Origin of the sequence: Streptomyces sp. NPDC020898, assembly GCF_044333925.1 — a bacterium.
Taxonomy (GTDB): Bacteria; Actinomycetota; Actinomycetes; order Streptomycetales; family Streptomycetaceae; genus Streptomyces.
In genome coordinates this window covers 862,491-889,174 of sequence record NZ_JBIRRV010000001.1, presented here as the reverse complement: position 1 = coordinate 889,174, position 26,684 = coordinate 862,491, and the positions used below count along the sequence as shown (strand labels likewise).

22 protein-coding genes, 3 tRNA genes and 1 pseudogene are annotated in these 26,684 nt (G+C 69.6%); 10 read left to right on the top strand and 16 right to left on the bottom strand.

All coding sequences use genetic code 11. The features are described from left to right. Positions 1-289 precede the first annotated feature (289 nt). Positions 290-1,684: an RNA polymerase sigma factor gene (locus ACH4TV_RS03940; RefSeq protein ID WP_398393919.1), complete on the top strand. Its 1,395-nt coding sequence runs from the start codon at positions 290-292 to the stop codon at positions 1,682-1,684. Positions 1,685-1,926: 242 nt separating this feature from the next. Here ACH4TV_RS03940 and ACH4TV_RS03935 read toward each other — a convergent pair whose 3' ends face one another. The 4 genes from ACH4TV_RS03935 to ACH4TV_RS03920 all read right to left on the bottom strand — a co-directional run bounded on the left by ACH4TV_RS03935 (position 1,927) and on the right by ACH4TV_RS03920 (position 7,704). Then, on the bottom strand, positions 1,927-3,867 hold the full coding sequence (locus tag ACH4TV_RS03935; RefSeq protein ID WP_398393917.1) for an ABC transporter ATP-binding protein: 1,941 nt from the start codon (positions 3,865-3,867) through the stop codon (positions 1,927-1,929). Next, a complete protein-coding gene (locus tag ACH4TV_RS03930; protein ID WP_398393915.1) occupies positions 3,867-5,600 on the bottom strand; it encodes an ABC transporter ATP-binding protein in 1,734 nt (577 codons plus the stop codon). Before ACH4TV_RS03930 ends, ACH4TV_RS03935 begins: the two co-directional genes overlap by 1 nt. A 173-nt stretch (positions 5,601-5,773) precedes the next feature. Further along, positions 5,774-7,234 (bottom strand): FGGY family carbohydrate kinase, encoded by a 1,461-nt coding sequence (locus ACH4TV_RS03925; RefSeq protein ID WP_398393913.1) that lies wholly within the window; start codon positions 7,232-7,234, stop codon positions 5,774-5,776. A gap of 164 nt (positions 7,235-7,398) precedes the next feature. Continuing rightward, positions 7,399-7,704 (bottom strand): YtxH domain-containing protein, encoded by a 306-nt coding sequence (locus ACH4TV_RS03920; RefSeq protein ID WP_398393911.1) that lies wholly within the window; start codon positions 7,702-7,704, stop codon positions 7,399-7,401. A gap of 210 nt (positions 7,705-7,914) precedes the next feature. Here ACH4TV_RS03920 and ACH4TV_RS03915 point away from each other — a divergent pair. The 3 genes from ACH4TV_RS03915 (at position 7,915) to ACH4TV_RS03905 (ending at position 8,307) form a co-directional block, all read left to right on the top strand. Continuing rightward, positions 7,915-7,987, top strand: a tRNA-Asn gene (locus ACH4TV_RS03915). Between the two features lie 6 nt (positions 7,988-7,993). Further along, positions 7,994-8,066: transfer RNA gene (locus ACH4TV_RS03910), tRNA-Asn, on the top strand. A 167-nt stretch (positions 8,067-8,233) separates the two neighbouring features. Further along, positions 8,234-8,307: transfer RNA gene (locus ACH4TV_RS03905), tRNA-Ile, on the top strand. A gap of 265 nt (positions 8,308-8,572) precedes the next feature. Here the strand turns inward: ACH4TV_RS03905 and ACH4TV_RS03900 are convergent. The 5 genes from ACH4TV_RS03900 to ACH4TV_RS03880 form a co-directional block, all read right to left on the bottom strand. Continuing rightward, positions 8,573-9,259 (bottom strand): CoA transferase subunit B, encoded by a 687-nt coding sequence (locus ACH4TV_RS03900; RefSeq protein WP_398393910.1) that lies wholly within the window; start codon positions 9,257-9,259, stop codon positions 8,573-8,575. Continuing rightward, positions 9,259-10,023, bottom strand: coding sequence for a CoA transferase subunit A (locus ACH4TV_RS03895; RefSeq protein ID WP_398395340.1), 765 nt, complete (start codon positions 10,021-10,023; stop codon positions 9,259-9,261). The genes ACH4TV_RS03900 and ACH4TV_RS03895 overlap by 1 nt, the downstream gene beginning before the upstream one ends. Positions 10,024-10,156: 133 nt before the next feature. Beyond that, positions 10,157-11,101 carry a fumarylacetoacetate hydrolase family protein gene (locus ACH4TV_RS03890; RefSeq protein WP_398393908.1) on the bottom strand — a complete coding sequence of 315 codons (945 nt, stop codon included), beginning with the start codon at positions 11,099-11,101 and terminating at the stop codon, positions 10,157-10,159. Beyond that, on the bottom strand, positions 11,098-12,699 hold the full coding sequence (locus ACH4TV_RS03885; RefSeq protein ID WP_398393906.1) for an MFS transporter: 1,602 nt from the start codon (positions 12,697-12,699) through the stop codon (positions 11,098-11,100). Before ACH4TV_RS03885 ends, ACH4TV_RS03890 begins: the two co-directional genes overlap by 4 nt. A gap of 125 nt (positions 12,700-12,824) precedes the next feature. After that, a complete protein-coding gene (locus ACH4TV_RS03880) occupies positions 12,825-13,763 on the bottom strand; it encodes an MBL fold metallo-hydrolase (protein ID WP_398393904.1) in 939 nt (312 codons plus the stop codon). A gap of 168 nt (positions 13,764-13,931) precedes the next feature. Here ACH4TV_RS03880 and ACH4TV_RS03875 point away from each other — a divergent pair, with 168 nt between their 5' ends. The 3 genes from ACH4TV_RS03875 (at position 13,932) to ACH4TV_RS03865 (ending at position 16,003) form a co-directional block, all read left to right on the top strand. Beyond that, the gene (locus tag ACH4TV_RS03875; protein ID WP_398393902.1) at positions 13,932-14,546 is read left to right on the top strand and encodes a TetR/AcrR family transcriptional regulator; all 615 of its coding nucleotides are present in this window, start codon (positions 13,932-13,934) and stop codon (positions 14,544-14,546) included. Positions 14,547-15,365: 819 nt separating this feature from the next. Then, positions 15,366-15,599, top strand: a complete 234-nt coding sequence (locus tag ACH4TV_RS03870; RefSeq protein WP_030606313.1) for a type II toxin-antitoxin system VapB family antitoxin — start codon at positions 15,366-15,368, stop codon at positions 15,597-15,599. Next, positions 15,596-16,003, top strand: coding sequence for a PIN domain nuclease (locus ACH4TV_RS03865; RefSeq protein WP_398393900.1), 408 nt, complete (start codon positions 15,596-15,598; stop codon positions 16,001-16,003). Before ACH4TV_RS03870 ends, ACH4TV_RS03865 begins: the two co-directional genes overlap by 4 nt. Positions 16,004-16,018: 15 nt before the next feature. Here the strand turns inward: ACH4TV_RS03865 and ACH4TV_RS03860 are convergent, their stop codons facing one another. After that, complete coding sequence (locus ACH4TV_RS03860; RefSeq protein ID WP_398393898.1) at positions 16,019-16,330, bottom strand: hypothetical protein; 312 nt, start codon at positions 16,328-16,330, stop codon at positions 16,019-16,021. A 260-nt stretch (positions 16,331-16,590) separates the two neighbouring features. Continuing rightward, positions 16,591-17,454 carry a helix-turn-helix transcriptional regulator gene (locus ACH4TV_RS03855; protein ID WP_398393896.1) on the bottom strand — a complete coding sequence of 288 codons (864 nt, stop codon included), beginning with the start codon at positions 17,452-17,454 and terminating at the stop codon, positions 16,591-16,593. Positions 17,455-17,584: 130 nt separating this feature from the next. Between ACH4TV_RS03855 and ACH4TV_RS03850 the strand changes: the two genes are divergently transcribed. Both ACH4TV_RS03850 and ACH4TV_RS03845 read left to right on the top strand, forming a co-directional pair. After that, a complete protein-coding gene (locus ACH4TV_RS03850) occupies positions 17,585-18,535 on the top strand; it encodes an NAD(P)-dependent alcohol dehydrogenase (protein WP_398393894.1) in 951 nt (316 codons plus the stop codon). 790 nt (positions 18,536-19,325) lie between these two features. Then, on the top strand, positions 19,326-20,195 hold the full coding sequence (locus ACH4TV_RS03845; RefSeq protein ID WP_398393892.1) for a hypothetical protein: 870 nt from the start codon (positions 19,326-19,328) through the stop codon (positions 20,193-20,195). A gap of 97 nt (positions 20,196-20,292) precedes the next feature. Here ACH4TV_RS03845 and ACH4TV_RS03840 read toward each other — a convergent pair. Continuing rightward, positions 20,293-20,482 (bottom strand): annotated as a pseudogene (locus ACH4TV_RS03840) (hypothetical protein); the annotation flags it as partial. A 219-nt stretch (positions 20,483-20,701) separates the two neighbouring features. On the opposite strand from ACH4TV_RS03840, the gene ACH4TV_RS03835 reads away from it, so the two are divergent. Then, on the top strand, positions 20,702-21,766 hold the full coding sequence (locus ACH4TV_RS03835) for a LacI family DNA-binding transcriptional regulator (protein WP_398393890.1): 1,065 nt from the start codon (positions 20,702-20,704) through the stop codon (positions 21,764-21,766). On the opposite strand, the gene ACH4TV_RS03830 is transcribed toward ACH4TV_RS03835, so the two are convergent. The 4 genes from ACH4TV_RS03830 to ACH4TV_RS03815 all read right to left on the bottom strand — a co-directional run bounded on the left by ACH4TV_RS03830 (position 21,729) and on the right by ACH4TV_RS03815 (position 26,510). Further along, positions 21,729-23,129, bottom strand: coding sequence for a glycoside hydrolase family 32 protein (locus ACH4TV_RS03830; protein WP_398395338.1), 1,401 nt, complete (start codon positions 23,127-23,129; stop codon positions 21,729-21,731). The two genes, ACH4TV_RS03835 and ACH4TV_RS03830, sit on opposite strands and share 38 nt — an antisense overlap. Before the next feature lie 17 nt (positions 23,130-23,146). Next, complete coding sequence (locus ACH4TV_RS03825; RefSeq protein WP_398393888.1) at positions 23,147-24,007, bottom strand: carbohydrate ABC transporter permease; 861 nt, start codon at positions 24,005-24,007, stop codon at positions 23,147-23,149. Positions 24,008-24,108: 101 nt separating this feature from the next. Beyond that, a complete protein-coding gene (locus tag ACH4TV_RS03820) occupies positions 24,109-25,104 on the bottom strand; it encodes a carbohydrate ABC transporter permease (protein ID WP_398393886.1) in 996 nt (331 codons plus the stop codon). Further along, positions 25,101-26,510 carry an extracellular solute-binding protein gene (locus tag ACH4TV_RS03815; RefSeq protein ID WP_398393884.1) on the bottom strand — a complete coding sequence of 470 codons (1,410 nt, stop codon included), beginning with the start codon at positions 26,508-26,510 and terminating at the stop codon, positions 25,101-25,103. Before ACH4TV_RS03815 ends, ACH4TV_RS03820 begins: the two co-directional genes overlap by 4 nt. Positions 26,511-26,684 lie beyond the last annotated feature (174 nt).

The window sequence follows — 26,684 nt, the reverse complement described above, 5'->3', positions numbered from 1 at the left end:
GGGACGACGGGGAACGCGTCAGGGTGAGTACCGGCTGGGCCGGCAACCGGCCGCGGTCGCTCGGCGGCCCAGCCGTTCCGCCTCGGCGGAGTTTCCGCGGCGGACGGTGAAGTGCGTTTCGAGGACGTGCGCCGAGTGGGAGAACCGGCCGCACGGCGATCGTGCCAGGTCGGGCCCCGAACAAGCACTCGGTTTCCCGTGACGGTAACCACGTGGTCACGGAACGGACCTAGAAAGTCGTCGCACGCCCCTCGTGGCGGCGATGTGTCGTACTCCACACTGGGTTCCGGTGCCTGAGTCCTCGGAGCGCGGCCGACCCGTCCCCAACGGGTCCGACACCCCCGCGGTTCCGCTCAACGCGTACGGGACGGACAGCGGCGAGGCCGCCCATTCCGCCCCCCGAGTACCGCTGCCGTACGCCTCAGCAGCGATCATCCTGGAGGTCGCCCCCGTGCAGACCCAGACCCTCACCCAGACCGACAGCAGTACCGCCGTAAGTACCGAGATCAGTACGGACACGACGGAGCCCGACGCCGAGACCGAGATCACGGACGTCGCCGACGTCATCGCGGCCGTGCCCCCGCAGAGCCGTGCCGCGCACCACCCGGAGACGGTCGAGTCGGCCGAGCCGGACGAACCCCCGGCAGACGCGGTCGAGACCGCGGAGCCCCTGGAACCGGTCGAACTTGCAGAACCGGTCGAGCCGATCGAGCCCGTGGAAGTGGTCGAAACGGTCGCGCCGCGCCGCACCCCCGCCCGCGCCGACAACAGTGGCCCCTCCTCCGACCTGTTCCGCCAGTACCTGCGCGAGATCGGCCGCATCCCGCTGCTCACCGCGGCCGAGGAGGTCGACCTCGCCCGCCGGGTCGAGGCAGGCCTCTTCGCCGAGGAGAAACTGCGCCTCGCCTCCGACCTGGACAGCCAGTTGGCCCTCGACCTGGACAAACTGGTCGTCATGGGCCGCATGGCCAAACGCCGCCTGATCGAGGCGAACCTGCGCCTGGTCGTGTCGGTGGCGAAACGGTACGTGGGCCGCGGCCTGACGATGCTCGACCTCGTCCAGGAGGGAAACCTGGGCCTGATCCGCGCCGTCGAGAAGTTCGACTACGCGCGCGGCTACAAGTTCTCGACGTACGCGACCTGGTGGATCCGCCAGGCCATGTCCCGCGCCCTCGCCGACCAGGCCCGCACGATCCGCGTCCCCGTCCACGTGGTCGAGCTGATCAACCGGGTCGTCCGCGTCCAGCGCCGGATGCTCCAGGAACGCGGTTACGAGCCGACCCCGGAAGAGGTCGCCGCCCACCTGGACCTCCTGCCCGAGCGGGTCAGCGAGGTGCTGCGCCTGGCCCAGGAACCGGTGTCGCTGCACGCGCCCGTGGGCGAGGAGGACGATGTGGCGCTCGGTGACCTCATCGAGGACGGGGACGCCACCTCGCCGGTCGAGTCGGCGGCGTTCCTGCTCCTGCGGGAGCATTTGGAGGCGGTCCTGTCGACGCTGGGCGAGCGCGAACGCAAGGTCGTCCAACTCCGTTACGGACTGGCCGACGGACGCCCGCGCACGCTGGAGGAGATCGGCCGCATCTTCGGCGTCACCCGGGAGCGCATCCGCCAGATCGAGTCCAAGACCCTCAACAAACTGAGGGACCACGCGTTCGCGGACCAGCTGCGGGGTTATCTGGACTGAGTTTCCTCGCCCCCGCCGCCCCTACCCGTCCCATCCCTGGGGCTGCCGCCCCAGCCCCCGCTCGGGCCCTGAACGGGCCTTGTCCTCAAACGCCGGACGGGCTGAAAACCCAAGCGCAGGCCGGCACCATCCAGCCCGTCCGGCGTTTGAGGACGAGCGCGTTCAGCGCGATACGGGGGTTCGGGGGCAGCGCCCCCGAGGATGGGACGGGTAAGGGCGGCGGGGGCGAAAGAGACCCGCCCCTAATCCACCTCGGCCACCGCCTCCGCGAACTGCGCCTTGTACAACCGCGCATACGCCCCGTCCGCCCCCAACAACTCCCCGTGCGCCCCCTGTTCCACGATCGCCCCGTCCTCCATCACCAGGATCGTGTCCGCATCCCGGATCGTCGACAGCCGATGCGCGATCACGAACGAGGTCCGCCCGTGCGCCAGTTTGGCCATCGCCTTCTGGATGAGGACCTCCGTCCGCGTGTCCACCGAACTCGTCGCCTCGTCCAGCACCAGGATCACCGGATCGGACAGGAACGCCCGCGCGATCGTGATCAGCTGCTTCTCACCGGCACTGACCCCCGTACCCTCGTCGTCGATCACGGTGTCGTACCCGTCCGGCAACGTACGGATGAAACGGTCCGCATGAGCCGCCCGCGCCGCGTCCTCGATCTCCCCGCGCGTCACCTCACGCTCACGCGCGGCCCCGTACGCGATGTTCTCCGCGATGGACCCCCCGAACAGCCAGGTGTCCTGGAGCACCATCCCGATCCCGGCCCGGAGTTCGTCCCGGGACATGGACGCCACATCCACCCCGTCGAGAGTGATCCGCCCACCGGACACCTCGTAGAACCGCATCAGCAGATTCACCAGCGTCGTTTTCCCGGCCCCGGTCGGTCCGACGATGGCGACCGTCTGACCAGGCTCGACCACCAGCGACAGATCCTCGATGAGCGGCTTCTCCGGCTCGTACCGGAACGACACATGCTCCAGCGCCACCAGCCCCCGAAGCTCCTCCGGCCGGACCCGGACCTCGGGCAGCGGATCGGCCTCCTGCTCCTGAGCGTCCAGCAGCTCGAAGACCCGCTCCGCCGAGGCGACACCCGACTGCACCAGGTTCGCCATCGACGCGACCTGCGTCAGCGGCATCGAGAACTGCCGCGAGTACTGGATGAAGGCCTGCACGTCACCGATCGACAGCGCACCCGAGGCGACCCGCAGCCCGCCCACCACAGCGACCAGTACGTAGTTGATGTTCGACACGAACATCATCAGCGGCTGCATGACCCCGCTGTTGAACTGGGCCTTGAACCCGGCCTCGTACAGCGCGTCGTTCTGCTCGGCGAACTGCTGCGCCGACTCGTCCTGGCGTCCGAACACCTTCACCAGGGTGTGCCCGGTGTACATCTCCTCGATGTGGGCGTTGAGCTTCCCGGTGGTCCGCCACTGCTGCACGAAGTGCGGCTGCGACCGCTTCCCGACGCGCGTGGCGACATAGAACGACACCGGTACGGTCACCAGCGCGACCAGCGCCAGCAGCCAGCTCACCCAGAACATCATCGCCAGCACACCCACGATGGTGAGCAGCGAGTTGATGAGCTGCCCCAGCGACTGCTGCAGCGTCTGCCCGATGTTGTCGATGTCGTTCGTCGCGCGGCTGAGCACCTCACCGCGCTGCCGCTTGTCGAAGTACGACAACGGCAGCCGCGACAGCTTCGCCTGGAGGTCCTCGCGCATCCGGAACACGGTCCGGTTGACCGCCCGGTTCACCAGCCGCGTGGCGACCAGCATCAGCAACCCGGCGAACACGAAGACGACCAGCGCGATCCCCAGCACCTCACCCACCGCGCCGAAGTCGATGCCCTTGCCCGGCGTGAAGTCCGTACCGGAGAGCATGTCGGCCATGCCGCCCTCGCCACGCTCCCGCATACCGGCGAGAACCGCGGCCTTCGTCGTACCGCTCTCGAACTGCCGTCCGATGATGCCGGAGAAGACCAGGTCGGTCGCGCGCCCCAGGATCTTCGGGCCCACCACCGACAGGCCCACGCTCACGAACACCGCGAGCAGCATCACGTACATCGTGGCCCGCTCGGGCCTGAACTGGGCAAGGAGCCGTTTCGTGGACCCCTTGAAGTCCATCGAGTGCTGGTCGGGGCCGGCTCCGGCCATCATGCGCCCCATCGGCCCGGCCATCAGGCGGCCTCCGCTTCCGTGAGCTGGGACAGGACGATCTCGCGGTAGGTCTCGTTGTCCGCCATCAGCTCGTGGTGGCGGCCGGTGCCGACGACCCGGCCACCGTCGAGGACGATGATCCGGTCGGCCTCCCTGATCGTGGACACCCGCTGGGCGACGATCACGACGGTCGCCTCGGCGGTCTCGCGCGCGAGCGCCGTCCGCAGGGCCGCGTCCGTGGCGTAGTCGAGCGCGGAGAAGGAGTCGTCGAAGAGATAGATCTCGGGCCGCTGGACCAGCGTCCGCGCGATGGCGAGCCGCTGCCGCTGACCGCCCGACACATTCGTACCGCCCTGCGCGATCGGCGCGTCGAGACCGCCGTCCAACTGCTCCACGAACCCCTTGCCCTGGGCAACCTCCAGAGCGCGCCAGAGCTCCTCGTCCGTCGCGTCCGGATTCCCGTACCGCAGATTGCTCGCCACGGTCCCGGCGAACAGATACGGCTTCTGCGGCACCAGCCCCACCGTCCTGGCCAACAGCCTCGGCTCCACGGTGGCCACGTCCACGTCGTCGACGAGCACCTCCCCGTCGGTCGCGTCGAACAGCCGGGGGACCAGCCCCAGCAGCGTCGACTTCCCGCTGCCCGTGGACCCGATCACGGCGGTCACCTCACCGGGCCGCGCCACCAGGTCGACGGACTTCAGGACCGCCTCCTCGGCGCCCGGATAGCGGAACCCGGCCCCCCGGATCTCCAGATGCCCGTGCCGCCGCAGTTCGACCACCGGGGCGACCGGCGGTACGACACTCGACGACGTACCGAGGACCTCCTCGATCCGCTCGGCACACACCTCCGCGCGCGGCACCATCATGAACATGAAGGTGGCCATCATCACGGACATGACGATCTGCATCAGATAGGCGAGGAACGCGGTCAGCGCCCCGATCTCCATCCCGCCGCTGTCGATGCGATGCGCCCCGAACCACACCACAGCGATGGACGACACGTTGACGACGGTCATGACGATCGGGAACATCAGCGCGAGGAGCCGCCCGGTGCCCAGCGACACCTCGGTCAGCTCGTGGTTCGCCTTCCGGAACCGGTCCTTCTCGTACTCGTCCCGGACGAAGGCACGGATGACCCGGTTGCCGGTGATCTGCTCGCGCAGCACCCGGTTGACGGTGTCGAGCCGTACCTGCATCGACCGGAACATCGGCCGCAGCCGCCGCACGATCAACGTCACACAGATGCCCAGCACCGGCACGACCGCGATCAGCACACCCGACAGCGGCACATCAAGGCCCAGCGCGAGCACGATGCCGCCCACGCACATGATCGGCGCCGACACCATCAGCGTGAACGTCATCAGCACGAGCATCTGCACCTGCTGGACGTCATTGGTCGTACGGGTGATCAGCGAGGGAGCGCCGAACTGCCCGACCTCGCGCGCGGAGAACGACTGCACACGGTCGAAGACGGCCGCGCGTACGTCCCGGCCGAGCGCCGACGCCGTACGGGCGCCGTAGTACACGGCACCGATGTTGCAGACGACCTGCACCAGCGAGATGCCGATCATGACGGCGCCGTAGAGCAGGATGTAGCCCGTGTCCCCCTTCACCACACCGTCGTCGATGATGTCCGCGTTGAGCGTCGGCAGATAGAGGGTGGCGCAGGTCTGCAGGAGCTGGAGCAGCACGAGCAGGCCGATGGGTTTCTTGTAGGGCCTCAGGTAAGTGCGCAGAAGTCGTATGAGCACGCTGAATCTCTCGGAGTCGGCGGTGTGTCCGTGACGGACTCCGTGACGGACGATGGGGGGTGCCCCACGCCCCCATCGTCGAACACTCCACCCGTGTTACTTCAACCGATTAATTCAACAGCAGCACATTTCTCGGCGGCTCACCTACGGCTCAGCCACGGATCACGTACGGATCAGGTACGAAACGCCCCGGGATGCGTCTGCTCCCGCACGGACACGTACTGCTGCCGCACCGCCTGCCCCACCGCCAGCTCCTCACCGGGCTCCAGCACCTGCGCGGCGGCCCCCTGCCAGGCCGGCGGGGTACGCGGGTCGAGCGTGCCCTGCGACACCCCGAGCGCCCACGCGGCCTGCCGCGCGGCACCGATGGCCGCGTAGTCGGCGGGCTGCGGTACGACGACCTGCGCCCCGAACAGCGGCGGCGCCGCGGCCTGTACGGCGGGCAGCTCGGCGGCCGACCCGAGCAGGAACACCCGCTGTACGTCCACCCCGCGCCCCCGCAGCACGTCCAGCGCGTCCGCGAGCCCGCACAGCATCCCCTCGAAGGCGGCCCGCGCCAGATGCTCGGCCTTCATCGACTCGCGCCGCAGCCCGGCGATCGTCCCGGCGGTGTGCGGCAGGTTGGGCGTCCGCTCACCCTCCAGATAGGGCAGCATGACCAGCCCATGAGCGCCGGGAGTCGACTTCATCGCGAGGTCGGACAGACTCTCCAGATCACTGAGCCCGAGCAGCTCGGCGGTCCCACGCAGCGTCCGTACGGCGTTCAGCGTCGTCACGACAGGCAGATGCAGCCCGGTCGCGTCCGCCAGCGAGGTGATCATCCCGGACGAGTCGAAGAGCGCCTCGGGATGTACGGCCATCACGGACCCGGAGGCCCCGAGCGACACCACGACGTCCCCGAGCCCCAGCCCGAGCCCGAAGGCGGCGGCCATGGTCTCCCCGGTCCCGGCGGAGATGAGCAGCCCCTCAGGCGTCGTACCGGCGGCATCGGAGGGCCCGAGGACCTCCGGCAGCATCGCCTGCCGCCCGAGCGCCAGTTCGACGAGATCGCCTCTGTAGGTCCCCATGGCGGCGGACCAGTACCCCGTCCCCGAGGCCCCGCCCCGATCGGTCGTCCGCCGCACGGGGCGCCCGAGCAGTTGCCACACCAGCCAATCGTGCGCCTGCATGAGTACGGCGGTCCGCTGCGCCGCCTCCGGTTCGTTCCGCGCCAGCCAGCGCAGCTTGGTCACCGGGGACGCGGCCTGCGGCACACACCCCACGGCCTGCGCCCACGCCTCACGCCCGCCGAGCGCGTCGATCAGATCGGCCGCCGCGACCTGCGCCCGCTTGTCCCCGCCGACCATGGCCGGCCGTACGGTGTTGCCCTGCGCGTCGACCGGCACGACCGCGTTCTGCTGCGCGGACACACCGATGGCCTGCACACCTTCGAGCAGCCCCCCGCCGGCCGCCTCCCCGAGGGACAGCAGCCAGGCCTGCGGATCGACATCGGAGGGCCGCCCGCCGCTACCGCCCTCGGCGCCTTCCATCGGATGTGGCGCATAGCCCTGCCGCAGCACGGACCCCGTGTCCGCGTCGCAGACGACGATACGAGTGAAATCGGGCGCACTGTCCAACCCGGCGACTATCCCCATGGCCAAAATTCTGCCGTACGCGGAGAGGTGAACGCGCCGGGTCGATGATCCGTGAGCGGCAACCGGAGTGTTGTCGGAGCCCAGGGGCGTGCGGGAGCGGCAGATGTGGTCATGCCGACACTCGGGTGGCCGGGTCGCGCAGCACTCCCGGATCGGCTTCGGAGTCAGGTGTTGCTGGTTCCCCAGTCGTCCTCACCGCTGCCCGTGGCGTTGCGCTCACGGAGGGAACGCACCCGGCCGGCCACGGAGTCGGGGACCCGCTCGCCGACCTTCTCGCTCACGGTGTGGAACGCCTTGCCGGCGAACTCCCGCCCCTGGAGCGCGGCCGACTCCGCGGTGTTGCGGACGGCCGGGTTCTGCGAGATCTGCCGGGCGGACTTCTTCAACTGCTCGTAGCGCTCGCGCCCGGCCTTCGTGCCCAGCACGTATCCCAGAGTCAGTCCGGCGACGAACGTGAGCCGGTAGCGCATGACGGCCACCTTTCCTTGAGTGAGTGTGCGGAAGCGAGTGACGGGAGTGACGGATGGGGGACGAGCGCCTGCCGCTGGTTCCCGCTCCTGGCGTGCGGTGCGGGGAACCGATTGGCGGAGCACCCCCCTGCTTGCGCTAATGTATGTGTCGCAGCGAGTGCACGCCCCCTGGCGAATACCCAGGGAGGTACGTTCGATGCAACGAGGCAATCCCCTGTAGCTCAATTGGCAGAGCAGCCGACTGTTAATCGGCAGGTTACTGGTTCAAGTCCAGTCGGGGGAGCTTCAGTCTTCCGTAGCTCAATTGGCAGAGCAGCCGGCTGTTAACCGGCAGGTTACTGGTTCGAGTCCAGTCGGGAGAGCGCTTGGACGAGGACCCCGTTGGGGTCCTTTTTCATGCCCGGGGGAACCGCGCGAGGCGCGCCGAGGTCCTCATGGTCATGCGAAGTCGACCATCCGAAGCAGGAGATCGTATGAGCGGCTATGCTGCGGCAGACGGCGCGCACAAATGTGCGCGACGCGCCGTAATGGGGCGGTAGCTCAGCCGGTTAGAGCAGCGGACTCATAATCCGCCGGCCGTGGGTTCGAGTCCCACCCGCCCCACCTCGGTGCCCTTGGCAGGCTTCTGACCTGCGGAAACGTTCATTTTTGGGTGTCGGGGCGTCAACTCTGCCTGAGCGGACTGAATCCGCTGCTCGTGAGTTCGACTCCGTTGCAGTCGGCGTTAGTTCGAATGGCTCTGACCTGCGCAGACGTGTGGCCCGCCGCCGGAGAGAGCCGCAGGTGGCCTGTACGAGCGGTTGGACGCTGAGTTCGGGACGCCGGCAGGACACAGGTAATCGGACATGGCTGCCTGGGGGCCATCGCCCTACGTCGTCTCGCTGTGGGCGGCAGGGTGCGTGCGGTGCGGCGGTGGGCCACCGGGGTGCTGCGCAACGTCTGCTCCGGTGCGCTCGCGGACGTCCGAGGGGGACACTCCAGGGGCCAGTTCGACCAGGGACAGGCCATCCGAGGTGACGTCGAGGACGGCGAGGTCGGTGATGATCCGGTGGACACACGCCTGCCCGGTCAGCGGGAGGGTGCATTCGTCGACGATCTTCGGTGTGCCGTCCCTGGCGGTGTGTTCCATGAGGACGATGACCTGGCGGGCGCCGTGCACCAGGTCCATGGCACCGCCCATGCCCTTGATCATCTTGCCGGGTACGGTCCAGTTCGCCAGGTCGCCGGTTGCGGAAACCTGCATGCCGCCCAGTACGGCGACGTCGATGCGGCCGCCGCGGATCATCCCGAAGGAGAGCGCCGAGTCGAAGAACGCGGCGCCGGGCAGCACGGTGACGGTCTCCTTGCCCGCGTTGATCAGGTCGGGGTCGACCTCGTCGTCGTACGGGTAGGGGCCGGTGCCCAGGATGCCGTTCTCCGAGTGCAGCACCACGCGGACGCCGGGCGGGAGGTGGCCCGGGATGAGGGTGGGCAGCCCGATGCCCAGGTTGACGTAGGAGCCGTCGGGCAGTTCGCGGGCGGCGCGGGCCGCCATCTGGTCGCGGGTCCAGGCCATCAGTGCCGCTCCCCACCCGTGCGGATGGTGCGCTTCTCGATGCCCTTGTCGTCGGCGGGGACGGGACCCACGATCCGGTCGACGTAGATGCCGGGCAGATGGACGGCGTCCGGGTCGATGGCGCCGGGTTCGACGAGTTCCTCGACCTCGGCGATCGTGATCCGGCCCGCCATGGCCGCCAGGGGGTTGAAGTTGGCGGCACTGTGGTGGAAGACGAGGTTGCCGTGCCGGTCGCCGCGGGCAGCCCGCACGAGGGCGAAGTCGGTGGTGATGGCCTCCTCCAGGACGTACGTGCGGCCGCGGAACTTCCGCGTCTCCTTGGGTGGGGAGGCGACGGAGACGCTGCCGTCGGGGCCGTGGCGCCAGGGCAGTCCGCCGTCGGCGACCTGGGTGCCGACGCCGGCCGGGGTGTAGAAGGCGGGGATGCCGGTGCCGCCGGCGCGCAGCCGTTCGGCGAGGGTGCCCTGCGGGGTGAGCTCCACCTCCAGCTCACCGGCGAGGTACTGGCGGGCGAACTCCTTGTTCTCCCCGACGTAGGAGCCGGTGACCCGGGTGATGCGGCCGGCCGTCAGCAGGACGCCGAGCCCCTGGCCGTCCACGCCGCAGTTGTTGGAGACCACGCGCAGTCCGCCGACGCCCTGGGCGTGCAGGGCGTCGATGAGGACGGTGGGGATGCCGCACAGCCCGAAGCCGCCCACCGCCAGCGAGGCCCCTTCCGGTATGTCGGCGACCGCGTCGGCGGCCGAGGCCATGACCTTGTCCACGTTGTTCATGCCTTTCTCCCGGTGCCGGGCACTGTGCCGGGCACCGGGGTTTGCCAGAGGCGGGTTGTTCAGGGGCGGAGGCATCAGGCGGGGGAGGGCCGTCGTTCCGGCCCGCCCCCACGAGTGCGGGGGGTCATCCCCTGCGGCGGGCAGATGGCAGACGGATCGGGGCGACGCCCTCGACGACGGTGTTGCTGATGGTGCCGATGCCCTCGACCGTCATGGTGACGATGTCGCCGAGGGCCAGCGGCGGGGGTTCCAAGGCGCCGTTGCGGCCCCAGAGTTCGGCCAGGCAGCCGCCGTTGCCGCAGGTGCCGGAGCCCAGGACGTCGCCGGGGCGGATCCAGGTGCCGCGGGAGGCGTACGCCGCCATCTCCTCGAACGTCCAGGCCATGTTGGCCAGTCGGTCCTGGCCGACGGTCTCGCCGTTGACCTGGACGGTCAGGGCGAGGTCGAGGAAGCCTTCCGGGTTGCGGTGGGGTTCGAGTTCGTCGGCGGTGACGAGCCAGGGGCCGAGGGTGGTGGCGGTGTCCTTGCCCTTGGCCGGGCCGAGTTTGACCTTCATCTCGCGGCCCTGGAGGTCGCGGGCGGACCAGTCGTTGAGGATCGTGTAGCCGAGGATGTGCTCGCGCGCCTGGTCGGGGGTCAGGTCCCGGCCGGCCTTGCCGATGACGGCGGCCACTTCGAGTTCGAAGTCGAAGCGTGCGCAACCCGGCGGCAGGGGCACGTCGTCGTGGGCGCCGATCACCGCGTACGGGTTGGTGAAGTAGAACGCGGGGGCTTCGTACCACTCGTCGGGGACGGTGTCGCCGTGTCCCTGGGCGATGCCCGCGACATGGCTCTCGAAGGTCATGTAGTCGCGTACGGTCGGCGGTCGCAGCGGCGGCAGCAGCCGTACGTCGGCCAGGGGCAGCGGCAGGGAGCCGGTCAGGGCGCGTTCGCCTGCCGCGCGCAGGGACTGCTCGCCCTCCATGACCAGATCCAGCAGTTCGACGGGGTGGTCGAACGGGTGGACCTGGTCGCCGGCGACGGTCCCCGGCTGCCGTTTCCCGTCGTGGACGAAGGTCGCGAACCTCATGCCGGGCTCCCCTCCGCCTCGGCCGGCCGTGTGCCGCCGGGCCGGAAGCCGACGAAGACGGCGGCGATCACCGCGGCGGCCATACAGGCGACGGCGGTGAGGATCAGCCCGTTGTTGTAGCCGTGGGCCAGGGCGTCCGTGGTGTACGGGGCGAGCTTGGCGCTGAGCGGGCCGAGGTCGGCGGTGTGCAGGGCGAGCGGGCCGCCCTCGTGCAGGACGGCGGAGGCGATGCCGTGCTCCTTGGGGGTCAGGCCCGCGTCGGCGAGGCTGCCGGTGAGCTGACTTGTGGCCATGCCGAGGGCGACGGCGCCGACGACCGCCGGGCCGAGGGTCTGGCCGAGGTCGCGGACCAGGCTGGTGGTGGCGCTGGCCATGCCGGTCAGGGTGGGCGGTACGACGTTGACGGCAGCGGCGGTGATGGCGGCGACGACCAGACCGAAGCCGACACCGTTGAGCACCAGCGGCCCGAGCAGGGGGATCAGGCCGCTTTCGTGGATCGGCACCGCGCGCAGCCACAGTTGGGCGCCGGCCAGCGAGACGAACCCGGTGACGAGCATGGGGCCGGGGCCGACGCGGTGCAGCAGGCGGACCAGCAGCGGCCAGATGAACGGGGTGATGCCTTGGACGACCAGGAAGGGCACCGCGGTCTGGAAGGGGCTCTGGCGCTGGATGACGCCGAGGCGGATGCTCAGGTCGTACGCGCCGCCGAGGAAGCCGAACATGCCGATCACCGCCATCGCGGCCGACGCGGCGAAGGCCGGGATGCGGAACAGCTCCAGGCGCAGCATCGGGGCCGCGCTGCGGCTCTCCACCAGCACGAACGCGACGATGAACACGGCGAAGGCGACGAAGCACGCGACGACGGGTGCCGAGCCCCAGCCGTCCGACGGGCCTTGGATGATGCCGTACAGGAGGGCGAGCATGGCCACGGCGATGGCGATCTGGCCCGGCCAGTCGAGCGAGCGGCCCTCGGGGGCGCTGGACTCGGATGCCAGCAGCCAGGCACCCACCGCGGTGATCACGGCGAGCACGCCGGTCACGCCGAACGCCCACTGGAAGGAGACGTGTTCGACGATCCCGCCGGACATCAGCGGGGCGATCAGGGCACCCAGCGACAGGGCCGTGGTCCAGGAGGCCAGCCCCTTGGCCCGCTCGGCCGGTGTCGGCGTGATGGCGATGATCATCGACAGGGAGGCGGGGAAGAGCGCGGCGGCCCCGATGCCGGAGATCGCCTGACCGGTGATCAGCTGGGCTGCCGAGTCGGAGGTGGCTGACACCAGATAGCCGACGGCGGACAGCAGCGCCGCGCCGACCACCAGTTTTTTACGGCCGTACAGGTCGCCCACGACGCCGAAGGTCAGCGCGAGGACGGCGGCGGGCACCAGGAAGGCGTCACTGATCCAGGTCAGTTCTCCGCCGGACGCCTGGAGGGTGCGCTGCATGACGCCGTTGATCGCGGCGGGCAGGACCAGTCCGATCTGGGCCAGGCAGACGGCCAGACAGGCGGCGATGATCGTGCCGGTGTGGCGTGCCGTGGCGGCCGGTGGGGTATCGGACGACGGGGCGGCGGGTGGGTCGTAGGCAGGGGTGGAGACCATGTCTCCTCCTTGGAAGGGTTGGCGGGACGTACGGCCCGAGGGGACGGCGGGGAGCTGGGCGCATCGGGAGGGGCGGTGCGCCGGTCGCGGAGGGTGGGGCCTCGTCAGGGCAGGCGGGGGCGTCGTCAGACGCGTGGGCAGAGCTCGGCCATGCAGCCGAACAGCCCGGGGCCGTCGAGTGGGGGCAGGGTGGGGTCGAGCTCCCGGTAGACGGTGTGCACGTTGACGGCGAGGCGTTCGCTCTCGTGCAGGTCGGCGAAGCGGCCGAGGCGGATGTCGAGGGCCGCGTCCAGGGCCGGCATGCCGGCGGTGAAGCGGGCGGTGGCCTGTTCATGGACGTGTTCGAGGTAGTCGCGGATCTCACGGACCGCCTGCTTGGTGGTGACGGGGCCGTGGCCGGGTACGACGATGTCCGCGTCAAGGCCGAGCAGCAGGTCGCAGGCGGCGAGCCAGCGGGTGAAGGGGCCGTGCCAGACGACCGGCGCCGCTCCGGCGAAGACGATGTCGCCGGTGTAGACGGTCCGGGCCTGCGGCACGTGCACGATCGTGTCCCCGGCACTGTGCGCCGGGCCCACGTCGATGAGGCGGACCTCGGTGCCGCCGATGTCCAGGATCGTCTCGCCGTCGAAGATCCGGTTCGGGAGGGCGGGTTCGATGCCGGCGTAGTCGAAGCGGCCGAAGATCCGTCGCGCGAAGTGTCCGGCAGGGCTGTCCATGCCGGTCAGCGCCAGCATCTCGGCCGGGCCCACCTGGCGCATGTCCGCCACGGATCCGCGGGCCGCGATGATCTCGGCGTGGGCCACGAGCTGGTTGCCGAACCAGTGGTCGCCGTTGCCATGGGTGTTGACCACGGTGGCGATCGGCGCAGTCGCGGTCAGCGGCGTCAGCGCGTCGAGCATGTTCTTGGTCAGCCGCAGGTCGTAGAGGGTGTCGACGAGCAGTGACTCGCCCCGGCCGGTGATCAGCCCGGCGTTGCTCATGCCCCATCCGGACTCGCCCGCGATCCAGGCGTAACAGCCGTGTCCGAGCTCGACACGACCTGTCCGGAATATCACGGAAGCCACGTTGCCTCCTGTTCTTGCCCCGCGTCAGATAGCGAGACTTGAGTACATTGCTGGACTGGAGTCCATCAATGGCCGCTAATCTAAGAAGGTGGTGGGGTGGCGTCAATACCCCTGCGGCCATGTGCTGTACTGACGGCCATGAAGATCCCGGAGGCAGGAGGCGAATTGGTGTCCACGCCCGCAGCACCGCCCGCCGGACGCCGGGAACGCAAGCGACAGCAGGTGCGCGACCGGCTCTACGTCGCGGCGCTGCACTTGTTCGTCGCCCAGGGGTACGAGGCGACGACCATGGACCAGATCGCCGAAACCGCCGACGTCGCCCGGGCCACTGTCTTCAACCACTTCTCACAGAAGGTCGGGTTCCTCGAAGAATGGGGAGCCCGCCGCCGCGCCGGCGTCAACGAGATCCTCGGCTCCCAGCACGCCGAAGACCTGCCGGTCGGCGACCGGCTGCGCCGCTACCTGAAGGAGATGGCCGACCTCAACGCTGCCTCCCGCGCCGAGACCACCGTCCTGATGGACGCCTCCGCGCGGTACGGCCGCCTCCTCCAGGACCCGTCTCTGGAGATCGAACTCGCCAGGATCGTCGAACAGGGTCAGCAGCGCGGGGAGATCAGGGCGGACGTCGACTGCGACCAGGCCGGACAACTGCTGGCCGCCTGCTACTTCACGGCGATCCTGCGCTGGATCCGAGAGGAACCAGCCCCCTTCGACCTCCACCAGCGACTCACAGGCGCGCTCGACATCGTCCTGCTGGGCCTCCTCGTCGGCGAAGCTGTCTGACGCGGCAGTCTCGGCTTTCGGCACCTTCTCCCCGTCGGCTGCGGGGGAGGCAGCGTTGCCTTCGTGGCGCTGCGCGTCGGAAGGGGAATCCGCTGCGGGTGGGGCCGAGACGCCTTTCCGGGCTGGCGGAAACGGCCCCACGTGCTTGAGGCCGTCCATCGTGGACGCGTTCGGGACGCAAGGATAGGAACAGGCCGACAAAGACGGACAGGGGCCGACGCTGCTTATCTCTCCTGGCCAGCGGAAAAGATCCTCAAAGGACTCATAATCCGCCGGTCGTGGGCTGAGCTGATGAAACGTCCTTGTTTGGGTGTCGGAGCGTCAACTTTGCCTGGACGGACTGGATCCGCTGCTCGCGAGTTCGGTTTCGGAGCGGTCTGTGGCGGCTTGCAATCCGCTGACCTGCTCGGATGAACCGGCTTGGTGTTGGTGCGGGCCTCGGTGGGTGGTCGGCCCGGTGGTGCGTGAGGACATCGATGCCCGGAAGTGTCCGCGCAGGGTGGTCTGCGCTCCGGTCGGCGTCGGAGTCGGTGCCTGGATACGAGAGCGGCCGGCTGATCCTCAGAGAACGACCAAGATCGTGAAGGAGGCCGGTGCGGTGACCGTACCCGGCCGGTTGTCTTTGTTCGCGTTGGCACAGGATCCTCAGCCTCGGTGAGTCCGGACCAAGTCAAGTCGCCGTAGCGAGCGGTGCTGGTGGCGTTACGCCATGTGGGCCGCGTCGCCCCACCGCCTCCGGCAGCCGGTCCTGAGCGGTGGAGCGCTCCAATGTTGGTGATGTATCTTGATGGCATACATCATGGATGCTGGAGGTGCTCGATGTCCGTCACACAGATTGATCTCGATGACGAGGCACTCGCCGAGGCCATGCGGCTGATGGGTGTCACGACGAAGAAGGAGACGGTCAACGCGGCCTTGCGGGACTACGTGGCACGGATCAAGCGCCTCGATGCCGCCGAGAAGCTGGCCGCGCGCGGTGCACGCGGCGAGTTCGAGCAGGCCGCGGCGGCGCATGACGCAGGCAAGCGAGCCCGACGCGAGGCCTTCGAGTGATCACATACCTGCTCGACACCTCCGCCCTGTGGCATCTGTTCCGCACCCCCGGTGCGTTGCCGCCCTGGGAGGGACACATCGCCGCCGGGGTGTTCCACCTCTGCGAGCCGACACGCGCCGAATTTCTCTACTCGGCAACCAGCCCGTCCCACCGGGACGAGCTCGCGGAGGAGCTGGACGCACTCTGCCTGCTCTCTCCCGTTCCGAAAAATGCCTGGCGTTGGGTCGACACCGCCCAATACAAACTGACCCAGCGTGGCCAGCATCGCGCGGCAGGAGCGATCGACCTGTTGGTGTGTGCGACCGCGGTCCACCACGGACACACCGTCCTCCACGTGGACAACGACTTCGCCACGGTGGCCGGAGTACTCAAGGAAGTTAGGCAGCGAGACGCACGAGCCTGATCTCCTGGGGCCGGTTCATGCTGTCGGCCTCTCGCTGATCGATGTGCCAAGTCGCTGTCCCAAGGTCAGGACACCGACGGCGGCGCAGGCCACCCCGACGAGCTGCCACGCTCGCCTCGGCGGCGTGATACGACGGGTGGCGGACAGCACGACCAGCGGAGCGGACCCCTGCAGGGTGTCCGTCCCCACGGCCGACAACTCCTGCCTGACCGCACGGCGCAGTGTCTCCACGAGCATGTCCATGACGTCCGGCTCGAACTCCGTGGCCGCCCCGGTCACGGCCGTGCCGCCGTCGGTGTGGGCTCCGGTCATCTCCTGCTGCCCCATCAGTGTTCCCCTCACGGCGCGGTTGCCTGGTCACGACGAACGCGAGGTGCGCCTCCCGCGACACCGCGACACCGCGACGGCCGACCGGCCATCCGGCTACGGGACGCCATGCGGTCATACCGTGGGGCGCGCTCTCGCGTGGTCAGACCCCCGTCGAGCTCCTCGCATACGGCGACATCGCCGCAGCTCATCCTGTTTCGGGAGCTTTGGGTGGGATTCGCGCCATCCGGGAGAGCCCACGGGGTGGATTCTGCGTTGGGTCAGCGGGCGTCGAGCAGGCCGGCGAGGAGTTGGAGCCGCTCGGCGTCGGGGCCGCCGTCGACGGCGGTGTAGACGATCAGCATCGGGCCGGGAGTGCCCGGCAGCGGGTAGGCGTCCCAGTCCAGGTTCAGCTCCCCGACCAGGGGGTGGTTGACGCGCATCCGGCCGCGCGTCGTCTCCTCCACGTCGTGGCGGGCCCACAGCGTCGCGAACTGGTCGCTGCGGACCGCGAGTTCGCCGACCAGCTCCACGGCGCGCGGGTGCCCCGGATCGGCGGCGACCTGTGCGCGCAGCATTGCGGTCAGCTCGGCGACGGTGGCGGCCTGCTCCGGGCAGGTCTGGTCGGCCTCCGGGTGCAGCAGGAGCGAGAGCAGATTTCGCTCCGTCACCGGGAGCCGGGTGAACTCGCCCAGCAGCGCGCCGGCCAGCGGGCTCCAGGCCAGTACGTCCAGGTAGCGTCCCACGACCAGCGCGGGCGAGGGCATCGCGCGCAACAACCGCTGTGTGGTGTCCGGAACTTCCTCCGGTTCGTACCGGCGCGGGGCGCGGGCCGGTGTGCGCGCGGCGGCGGCGAGGCTGTGCAGGTGCCGACACTCCTCGGCGGAGAAGTCGAGGGCGCGCGCGAGGGCATCCAGGACCTGTTCTGAGGGCCGTACGTCGCGTCCCTGCTCCATGCGCTGGTAGTAGTCCGAACTCACCCCCGCCAGCAGGGCCAGTTCCTCACGCCGCAGCCCGGCGACACGCCGCCTCGGGCCGGGTTCGAGGCCGACGTCCTCCGGCCGCAGCCGGGTCCGACGGGTCCGCAGGAATTCGGCGAGTTCGCGTCGGGGGTCGTCGGTCAGCGCGGTGGGGGCGTCGGTCACGGCGCCAGTATGCCTCGGTCGCCGCTTGTGAGGGTGGGTCTGTCAGTCCCAGGAAAAGGCGAACGACCGTGATGTCGCGAGCAGGGACCAGTATCGGTTCCACACCCGCCGACCACGGAAGGACAGCGACATGAAGGCCGCTCAGATGACGAGTTACGGTGCACCGGACGTCCTGCGGATCAACGATGTCGACCGCCCCGCTCCCGATGTCGGCGAGGTCCTGGTGTCGGTCGAGGCGTCCAGCGTGAACGGACACGACGTGATCGTCCGCGCGGGGGAGTTGAAGATGGTGTCGGGGCGCCGCTTCCCGATCGGTGCGGGGCTGGACTTCGCGGGCGTCGTCGTCGAGACCGGCGCCGATGTCGGGGGTTACCGGGCCGGGGACCGGGTGTGGGGCATGGTGCATCCCCGTCAGCGGCACACCACCGCGGGGGCGGCCGAGTACGTCGTGGTCCCCGCGGACCGGATCGCGCCGGCCCCGCCGGGCATCTCGCCGGTCGACGCGGCCTCCCTGGTCGTGGCGGGCGCCACGGCGCTGATCGCGCTGCGCGACAGCGTCCACCTCGCGGGCGGGGAACGGGTCCTCGTGCGTGGCGCGGCCGGCGGAGTCGGCACAGCCGCCGTGCAACTGGCACACGCGCTGGGCGGCCACGTCACCGCGCTGGCCCGGGACCGCGACGCCCGACTGCTCACGGACCTCGGTGCCGACGAAGTTCTCGACTACGGCTCCACCGCCTCGGACCGGATCGGACCGTTCGACGTCATCGTCGACACCGTCGGCTCGGAACTGCACTGCTACCGAAGCCGGTTGGCCAAGGGCGGCCGGATGGTCACCGTCGGCCTGTCGGCCGGCGCCCTGGCCGCGATCGCCGCGTCGAGCGTGTACGGCTCCCGCCGCATCCGCACCTTCAGCGCCAACCCGGACAGCGCCGTGCTGCGCGAGCTGGCCGACCACGTCACGTCGAGTGCGCTGCGCCCGGTGGTCCACAGCGTGTACCCGCTCGCGGACATCGCCGCAGCGCACGAAGCGTTCGAGCGTGGTGGCGTCGCGGGCAAGCACGTGGTCGCGGTGTCCGCGTAGCTCCGTGGCCGAGACGGGCGTGGCCGTGGCCGTGGCCGTGGCCGAGATGACGGTGTCTCCAGGCTGGTCCGTGTTGTTCCAACGGCAGGTTGCACAGCAAGGGCTGCTGTCCCCGACGCGGCAGTCGAGTACCGGGCGGGCACGCCGGCGCCCGGCCGTGTCCAGGGGTGCGGCGGCCGGGCGGCGATGGCACATACGTACATGGATTACGTACTCCTACCGATGTGTCCCTGACACGTATGCCGTTTTCTTGCCTTCATGACGACACCGAGCGTGAAAGCGCAGATGCCGAAGAGCGTCAGGCCGGCGGTGGTGGGGGTATGGGTCCGGGCCGTTGAACCTGGCGGTGCTGTCGCTGCTGATCGCCGGGCCGCTTCTGTTATGCGCGGGCAAGCCGCTGACGAGCAAGGAACTGCCCAAGGAGGTCGAGGTCGGCGGCGAAGAGGACCTCTGGGGTAGCGCCACCGTGGACTTCCGGTCCCAGCGGGTCGCCGACTACGAACTGTCCGAGCCCTCGGCACCGCAGGTGTGCAGCCCGGACGGCAAGCCCACCGCCGACCCGGCCGACGTACCCGCACCGGGCTCCAGCCGACGGACCTCTACCCGACCAGCGTCTACCCGACGCCCGACTACAGCTTCGACATCGACGACGTCCTCCGCTCTCCCACGTCCTGAGCCCCTTCCACCCCATACGGGCGTGCACCTGCCTCTTGACCTCCTCACCACATCAACGGGCCCTGCCATGACGTCAGTTCGGCAGGGCCGCCCGACCTCACCCTGGGGGAATCACATGCGTATGCACACCACAGCCACTGTCCTTTCCGGCGCCCTCGTCCTCTCGGCGCTCGTTCTTCCGGGCGCCGCCCAGGCAGCGGAGCGCCCTGGGGCGGCGACGGATCTCAGAGCCTTCGCCTCGCGGAGCGTCCAGCCGAGCGTTCGGCCGCAGGACGCGCTGGGCGGCACCACGTTCAAGAACGGGGTCGTCAACAAGGGCAAAGACATCGTTCTCGGCGTCGCGGGCAAGAAGGCCGTTCCCGTCACGTTCACCGCCTTCGACGTGGAAGGCGTAGCCATCACCCAGGCGTTCCTGTGGCAGGGCACCGACAGTTCGAGCACGGACACCATCACGGGCGCCCTGGAGTCGGACGAATACCCCACCTGCACGGAGACGCCGGTCGAAGGCGGCTACAGCTACAGCTGCAAGACGGTATTCACCATCGACCCCGCGGTCGCCTTCAAGGACGGCAACGGCATCGCGGGGCCCTGGAAGCTCTTCCTGGGCGCCTACGACCTCTACGCGAACGCCAGTGCCGACGACGACGTCGCCAAGGCCAGCATCAAGCGTGCCGCCAAGCTGAGCGTCAACGCCTCCCCGGAGCCGGTGAAGAAGGGCAAGACCATCACGGTCACCGGCAAGCTGATTCGGGCCGACTGGTCCACGGGCAAGACCACGGGATACGCGACCCAGCCGGTGAAGTTGCAGTTCCGCAAGAAGGGCAGCAGCACCTACACCACCCTCAAGACGATCAAGACCAGCAGGACCGGCGCCCTGAGCACCACCACCAAGGCCGGCGTCGACGGCGACTACCGCTTCGTGTTCGACGGCACCTTCACGACCGGCTCCGCGACGGTGCCCGGCGACTTCGTCGACGTCAGGTAGGCGGCTTCCCTGCCGAGACCGCGGTGACCGGTTCGCCGAGGCTCACCGGTCACCGCCGAGGGCACCTGGACCAGGCTCAGGGCGCTTCTGGTGGCTCTCCGCGGCGTCGCGCCCGCGCACAGACCTCGCCGAGCAGCCGGCTCTTGCCGATGCCGGCCTCACCGGTGATGTCGACGAGCCGGGATCGGCCGCTGTCACGGAACTCCTCGTGCCGTGCCGTGCGCGCCGTCTGCCGCACGGTCGAGCAGCACGTCGAGCCGGGCCAGTTCGACGGAGCGACCCAGCAACGGAGCCCCGTTCCCGCTGTTCCCAACTACCCCGTCCGCTCCCACAGTTGCCCCCTTGTCTTTACATTCCCCTCACATATCATTCTCTCCTGTTGATCGTCGTAACCGCCGTCGGCGACTGTTCCACCGCCGTGTCCCGTTCGGTCTGCGGCGGCGGGCTCCGTGACATCGCCCGCGGGTAGGCTCTGCCTGATCAGGCGAAGTCGGTGGGGACGAGGCATGGGCGGGGTCGAGGAGACGCGGGGTGGCAGGGCTGAGCGGGCGACCTCGCGGGATGTCGCCCGGCTTGCCGGGGTGTCGCACACGGCCGTGTCCTTCGTCTTCAACGGGCGTGCCCAGGGCAACCTCTCCGCCGAGACGCAGGAGAAGATCCGCAAGGCGGCCGAACAGCTCGGCTACCGGCCGAACGCGGTCGCCCGTGGCCTGCGCCGGAGTCGTACCGCCGTGATCGGTCTGGTCACGGACGAGATCGCCACCTCGCCGTTCGCCGGGCGGCTGCTGCGCGGGGCCATGGACATGGCGTGGCGCAGTGAGCACCTGGTGCTCACCGTCGACTCCGGGCAGGACCCGGTCGCCGAGGACGCGGCTGTCGCCGAGCTGCTCGACCGGAGGGTCGACGGGATCATCTACGCCGCGCTGTCGTTGCGCCGCGCCCGGGTCCCGGAAGGGCTGCACCGCACGTTCGCCGTGTTCGCCAACTGTCTCCCCGAGGACGGCTCCCTCCCGGCCGTCATCCCCGCCGAGCGGGCCGGTGGCCGCAGCGCCGCGCGCGTCCTTCTCGACGCGGGCCACCGCCGTGTCGCGCTGGTGGGCGGTCTGGACGACATCGCGACCGCGGAACGGCTGCGCGGCTTCCGGGACGCGCTGCGGACGGTGGGGCTGACCGCCGAGAAGGACTGGATCGTACGGACGGGAGGGGAGATCGCCGCCGGGTACGAGGGAGCGCTGCGGCTGCTGGACGGTGTTCCCGCCGACCGGCGGCCCACGGGCATCGTCTGTTACAACGACCGGGTCGCCGCGGGCGTCCTCCATGCCGCCGCGCGGCTGGGCCTCGACGTGCCCGCCGAGCTGTCCGTCGTCGGCTATGACGACCAGGAACACATGGCGGCCTTCCTCAGCCCGCCCCTCACCACGGTCGCGCTGCCCCATCGCGCGATGGGAGAGACGGCCGTCCGCCTGCTCCTGGACGCCATCGACAGCCGGATCGCGCCGCCGGTCACCACCCGGCGGCTGGAGTGCCCCGTCGTCACGCGGGGTTCGGTGGGACCAGCTCCCAGCCCGTGACCTCGACGTCCGTCCCCGTCACGGTCAGCTCCGCGATGTCGTCGCCGCGTCGGTACACCCGTTCCGTGGCCGTCGCCCGGTCACCCGCGAACAGTTCCAGCAGGGAGCCGTCCACGAGGATCCGCACGGTGAGGGTCTCGCCCGGCGGGGTCGGCAGGACCAGGGGGGCCGTGCCGTCCGGGCGGGAGCGTGGCCAGGCCGTGCGGTCCAGGGTCACCGTGCCGGACGCCGGGTCGAGTCGCACGGTCAGTTCGGCTCCGGACGCGGCCCGCAGCAGACTCACGGTCGCCGCCGAACGGGCGGTCACCAGCAGGTCGTACGCCTGGGGGAGTGGCCGGCGCGGTCCTGGTGCGGTCGTGAACGGGACGGCCGCTCGCAGGAGTTCGAGCTCCGGAGCCGGTACGACCCGTAGCGTGCCGTCCTCGTGGGTGTCCATCACCCGGGGTGCCGTGAGGACGCCGGACCAGCCCGCGCGGTCCACCTCCTCGGGCGGGCGTGACTCCCAGGACCAGCCCCAGAGCAGGGCGCGGCCGGACTCCGTGTCCTGGAGGACGGAGGGGGCGTAGAAGTCACGGCCGAGGTCCAGCGGGCCGCCGCCCGTACCGGCTGCGAACCTCAACTCCCCTTCCCCGGGCTCGATCAGACGCCCTGTCAGGTAAGCCGTGCTCAGCGGGTCGCCGTCCCAGAGGGCCACCGCCAGCACCCAGTCGCCCCCGGGGGTCGCCCACAACTGCGGGCACTCCCAGCCGATCGCCCGGTTGCCGAAGGCGCGGACCGCCGCCGGGTCCCGGCCGTCCAGCAGGACCCCGGCGAACCGCCAGTCGTACAGGTCCTCACAGTCGTACACCAGGACGGACGGGGTGCCGTCGGCGTGGCCGGCGCCCATCAGCGCCCAGCGACGTCCGGCGAAGCGGAAGACGAAGGGGTCCCGGAACATCGTCACGTCCAGGCCGGGTGGTGGGCCGGCGACCACCGGCACCGGCAGTTGCTTCCACCTCTGGAGGTCGTCGTCCTCGGTCACGGCGAGACAGATCGCGCTCAGGCCCTGGTGGTCGTGGTCGATCCCGGAGTACACCGCTGTCGGTACACCACCGTCGTCCACCACGCAGCCGGACCAGCAGCCCGCCTCGTCCGGGCCGTCGGGCGTGGGGCGCAGGGCGATTCCGTGGTCGTCCCAGTGGGCGAGGTCAGGGCTGGAGGCATGGCCCCAGTGGACGTTCGTGTGCACGGGGGCGTCGGGATTGTGCTGGTAGAAGAGGTGGTATCGATCGCCCCAGCGGAACGGGCCGTTCGGGTCGTTCATCCAGTTGGCCGGCGGGCGGACCCTGAATCGCGGGCTGTCGGCGTCGGTCTCTTCTACCAGCGACCGGCTCACGGAACTCAACGATTGACTCCTGCGGATGTGATGCCCTCGCGCAGAGGGCGCTGGCCGACGACGAACACGGCGACGGCGGGGATCATGGAGAGGACGACCCCGGCGAGGACGACGGAGATCGAGCCGGTGCCGAGGTTGCCCTGGAGGGAGACCAGGCCCAGGGGCAGCGTGAGGTTCTCGGTGGAGGTTTCGAGGATCAGCGGCCGGAAGAACTCGTTCCAGTGGTAGTTGAAGGCCAGTACGCCGACGATGGCGAGACCGGGGGCCGCCAAGGGGGCGTACACCGAGCGGAAGACGCGCCACGGACCCGCGCCGTCGATCATCGCCGCCTCGCCCAGGTCCTTCGGCATGCCCATGAAGTACTGGCGCATCAGGAAGGTGCCGAAGGCCGTGGGGAAGGCCGGGACGATGAGGCCGAGCAGGGTGTCGGTCAGACCCAGCGTCTTCAGTTCCAGGAAGACCGGGACCATCGTGACCTGCAACGGCACCATCATCGTGGCCAGGACCAGCGCGAACAGCGCCTTCTTGAAGCGGAATTCGAGGCGGGCGAAGGCATAGCCCGCCAGGCCCGCGGTGATCATCTGGCCGGCCGCGATCAGCGCGGTCACCAGGGTGGAGTTCAGCGCGTACAGCCAGACGTCGATCTGGTCGAAGACCCCGCGGTAGGCCTCGATGGTCGGGTCCGTGGGGATGATCTTCGGCGGCAGGTCGAAGGACTCCGCCGGCGTGCGCAGTGACGTCGACACCGTCCAGATGACCGGGCCGAGCGTCAACAGGGCGCACAGCGCCAGGGCTGCGATCCGGCCCCAGGGTGCCAGGCCGTGCCGTACGCGTGACGCGGTGGGGCTCGTGCGGGGACCCGGCATCGAACCCGGCATCGAACCCGATGCCGGACCCGATGCCGGACTCGATACCGAACCCGATGTCGTACCCGAGAGGGAACTCGTACTCATCTGACTCACCCGGCTCACTGGTAGTGGACGTAACGCCGGCTGAGCCGGAACTGGAGTGCGGTGACCGCCATGATCACGGCGAAGAGCAGGACGCCCACGGCGGACGCCTCGCCGAAGCGGAGCTGCTCGAAGGCCGTCTCGTAGATGACCATCACGACCGTGCGCGTCGAGTCGCCGGGACCGCCCGCCGTGAGGACGTACGGCTGCTCGAAGACCTGGAGGGCGTTGATGATGCCGACCACGGACGCCACAAGGAGCGTGGGAGACAGCAGCGGCAGGGTGATGGCGAGGTGTTTGCGCACCCCGCTCGCGCCGTCCAGCGAAGCCGCCTCGTGCACCTCTTTCGGGATGTTGTTCAGGCCGCCGACGAACAGCAGGAACGAGAAGCCGAACTGCTGCCAGACGTACGCCAGGACCACGGCCGCCATCGCCCCGTTCTCCGAGGTCAGCCAGGGGACCGAGGGGATACCGACCGTGCCGAGAAGCCAGTTCACGGGGCCGAAGTCCTGGTTGAACAGGTACTTCATCACCACCGAGATGGACGCGGCGGACAGCACCAGCGGGAAGAAGAACGCCGAACGGAACACGGACCGCAGCCACTTGGGCATCCGGCCGTTCACCGCGATCGCCAGCACGAGCGCGATCAGCAACTGGAGTGCGACCGCGAGCACCATGAAGACGAGCGTGTTGCGGAAGGAGACGAGGACCGTCGAATCGGTCAGGATCTCCCGGTAGTTGGCCGCTCCGGCCCACCGCGGGTCGTCGATCACGTCCCACTGGAAGAAGCTGAGGACGACCGAGCCGACGATCGGTACGACCGTGAAGACGACGATGCCGACGACGGTGGGCGCGAGGAACAGTACGGCGAGGAGGCGGGTGCCCCGGGTGCGGATGGTGGTGGCGGCCGTGGACTCGGAGGCCTTACGGGTCCGACCGGTCCCGCGGTTCCTGCGGCTCCTGCGGGTGCGGGCGGGCTCCGGTCCCACGGGCCTGATCTCGGTGTTCGTCACAGTTCACGCTCCATGGCCTTCTCCAGGTCCCCCTGCAGCCGGCGCAGCGCGGGACGCACCGCGCCGGGGCTCGCGAGGGCGGTTCCGGTGTGCTTGATCAGCAGCTGCTCGACCTCGTTGACCTGCGGCGGTGCCGGGATCGGGCCGGTGGTGGGGATCTTGTCGAGGGTGTCGTAGAAGACCTGCCAGTGGGCCGGTCCGGTCTCCCGGTAGCGGGCCTCGTCGAGCATGGAGCGGCGGGCCGGAGTGGTCTGGTTGGCCGCGAAGAGCTGGGTCATCACGTCCTTGCGGGCGGTGTACTTGATGAACTCCCAGGCCTCGTCCCGCATCGTCGACGTGCGCAGCATCGCGTACCCGGCGGCGCCGAACTGGTGACGCCGGGCACGCCAACGCGGGAAGTACCGCACGTCGTAGTCGGCCGGTTTCATGCCCGCCTCGTGCAGGCCGCCCGCCCAGAAGCCGCCCGCGGGCGTGACACCGACGCGGCCGGTGGAGAAGACGCCGACGAGGTTGCGGCCGTCGCCGCCCTCCGGCCGGGTGCACAGGTCCTCCTGGACGAGGGAGGAGAGGTAGTCGTAGACCTCCGCGACGCGGTCGGAGTCGGCCAGGGGTGTCGTCCACCGGTAGCCGCCGCCCCGGCCGCGCCGCTGTGCCTCGGGATAGAAGGAGTTCCAGAGCCAGTCGCCGCCGGGGGCCTTGGACTCGGTGAGGAGGTTGGTGTCGTTGGCGAAGAGCCAGGGGACCACTCCGCCCCACAGCCGGTTGGTCCAGAAGTACGGGGTGAACCGGTCGCCGTTGCTGCGTTTCATCGCCCGCAGCAGGGTGGTGAAGTCGTCGTGGGTCCAGTCGTCGTCGGGGAGTTCGGCACCCGCGCGTTCGAGGACCCGGCTGTTGAGGTACATGTCGGCCGCGTTGAACTCGACCGGCAGCTGGTAGAGGCTCCCCTCGTACATCATCGACTCGACCAGCGAGGGATGGACGTCGGCGAAGTACGTGCGCAGCTCGGCCGCGTCCCGCTTCGCCCACCTGTCCAGCGGTACGCCGAGCCGCTGGGCGAAGAGCTGCACGCCCTCGGTGGCGACGTACACGAGGTCGGGTGCCGTGCCCGCGGCGATCTGGGTGAGGATCTTGGAGAAGAAGTCCGACCAGTCGTAGGCCTGTACGGGGTTGATGCGGATCCTGATGTCGGGGTGGGCCTCGCGGAATCCGTCGCGCAGGGCGCGCTGCGCCTCGGGGTTGAAGGCGGAGCCCAGGGTGGCGATGACGAGCGAGCCGTCGTCGCGGCCGGGGATGTCGGCGGCGGTGAGGCGGTCCCAGCCGGCCGCGACACCGGCGAGAGCGGCGGCTCCGGCGCCGTACGCGCCGTAGCGCATCAGGGCCCGTCGGGAGGGGAGCGAGTCGGTCATCGGTGAGCCTAACTCGTGTTAGTCGAAGTTGATTTCATGATGATGAGAACCCCCCTGCGGTGCTGTCAAGGGACGTGCACGGATGGGAAGTTACGGGAACAGCCGGTGCGCGAGGGCTTGACCTTTAACGAGTTAGGTATACGGTTCCGGACCACATGAGCCGTGTCCCGACGA

Bases quoted from the DNA above. Each gene is read 5' to 3' on its own strand.
- ACH4TV_RS03920 (WP_398393911.1), bottom strand. From the start codon at position 7,704: ATGCGCTACCGGCTCACGTTCGTCGCCGGACTGACTCTGGGATACGTG.
- ACH4TV_RS03835 (WP_398393890.1), top strand. From the start codon at position 20,702: ATGGGCGGGGTCGAGGAGACGCGGGGTGGCAGGGCTGAGCGGGCGACC.
- ACH4TV_RS03845 (WP_398393892.1), top strand. From the start codon at position 19,326: ATGCGTATGCACACCACAGCCACTGTCCTTTCCGGCGCCCTCGTCCTC.
- ACH4TV_RS03890 (WP_398393908.1), bottom strand. From the start codon at position 11,101: ATGAGGTTCGCGACCTTCGTCCACGACGGGAAACGGCAGCCGGGGACC.
- ACH4TV_RS03870 (WP_030606313.1), top strand. From the start codon at position 15,366: ATGTCCGTCACACAGATTGATCTCGATGACGAGGCACTCGCCGAGGCC.
- ACH4TV_RS03925 (WP_398393913.1), bottom strand. From the start codon at position 7,234: ATGGGGATAGTCGCCGGGTTGGACAGTGCGCCCGATTTCACTCGTATC.
- ACH4TV_RS03825 (WP_398393888.1), bottom strand. From the start codon at position 24,007: ATGCCGGGTCCCCGCACGAGCCCCACCGCGTCACGCGTACGGCACGGC.
- ACH4TV_RS03850 (WP_398393894.1), top strand. From the start codon at position 17,585: ATGAAGGCCGCTCAGATGACGAGTTACGGTGCACCGGACGTCCTGCGG.
- ACH4TV_RS03885 (WP_398393906.1), bottom strand. From the start codon at position 12,699: ATGGTCTCCACCCCTGCCTACGACCCACCCGCCGCCCCGTCGTCCGAT.
- ACH4TV_RS03935 (WP_398393917.1), bottom strand. From the start codon at position 3,867: ATGGCCGGGCCGATGGGGCGCATGATGGCCGGAGCCGGCCCCGACCAG.
- ACH4TV_RS03860 (WP_398393898.1), bottom strand. From the start codon at position 16,330: ATGGGGCAGCAGGAGATGACCGGAGCCCACACCGACGGCGGCACGGCC.
- ACH4TV_RS03900 (WP_398393910.1), bottom strand. From the start codon at position 9,259: ATGGCCTGGACCCGCGACCAGATGGCGGCCCGCGCCGCCCGCGAACTG.
- ACH4TV_RS03815 (WP_398393884.1), bottom strand. From the start codon at position 26,510: ATGACCGACTCGCTCCCCTCCCGACGGGCCCTGATGCGCTACGGCGCG.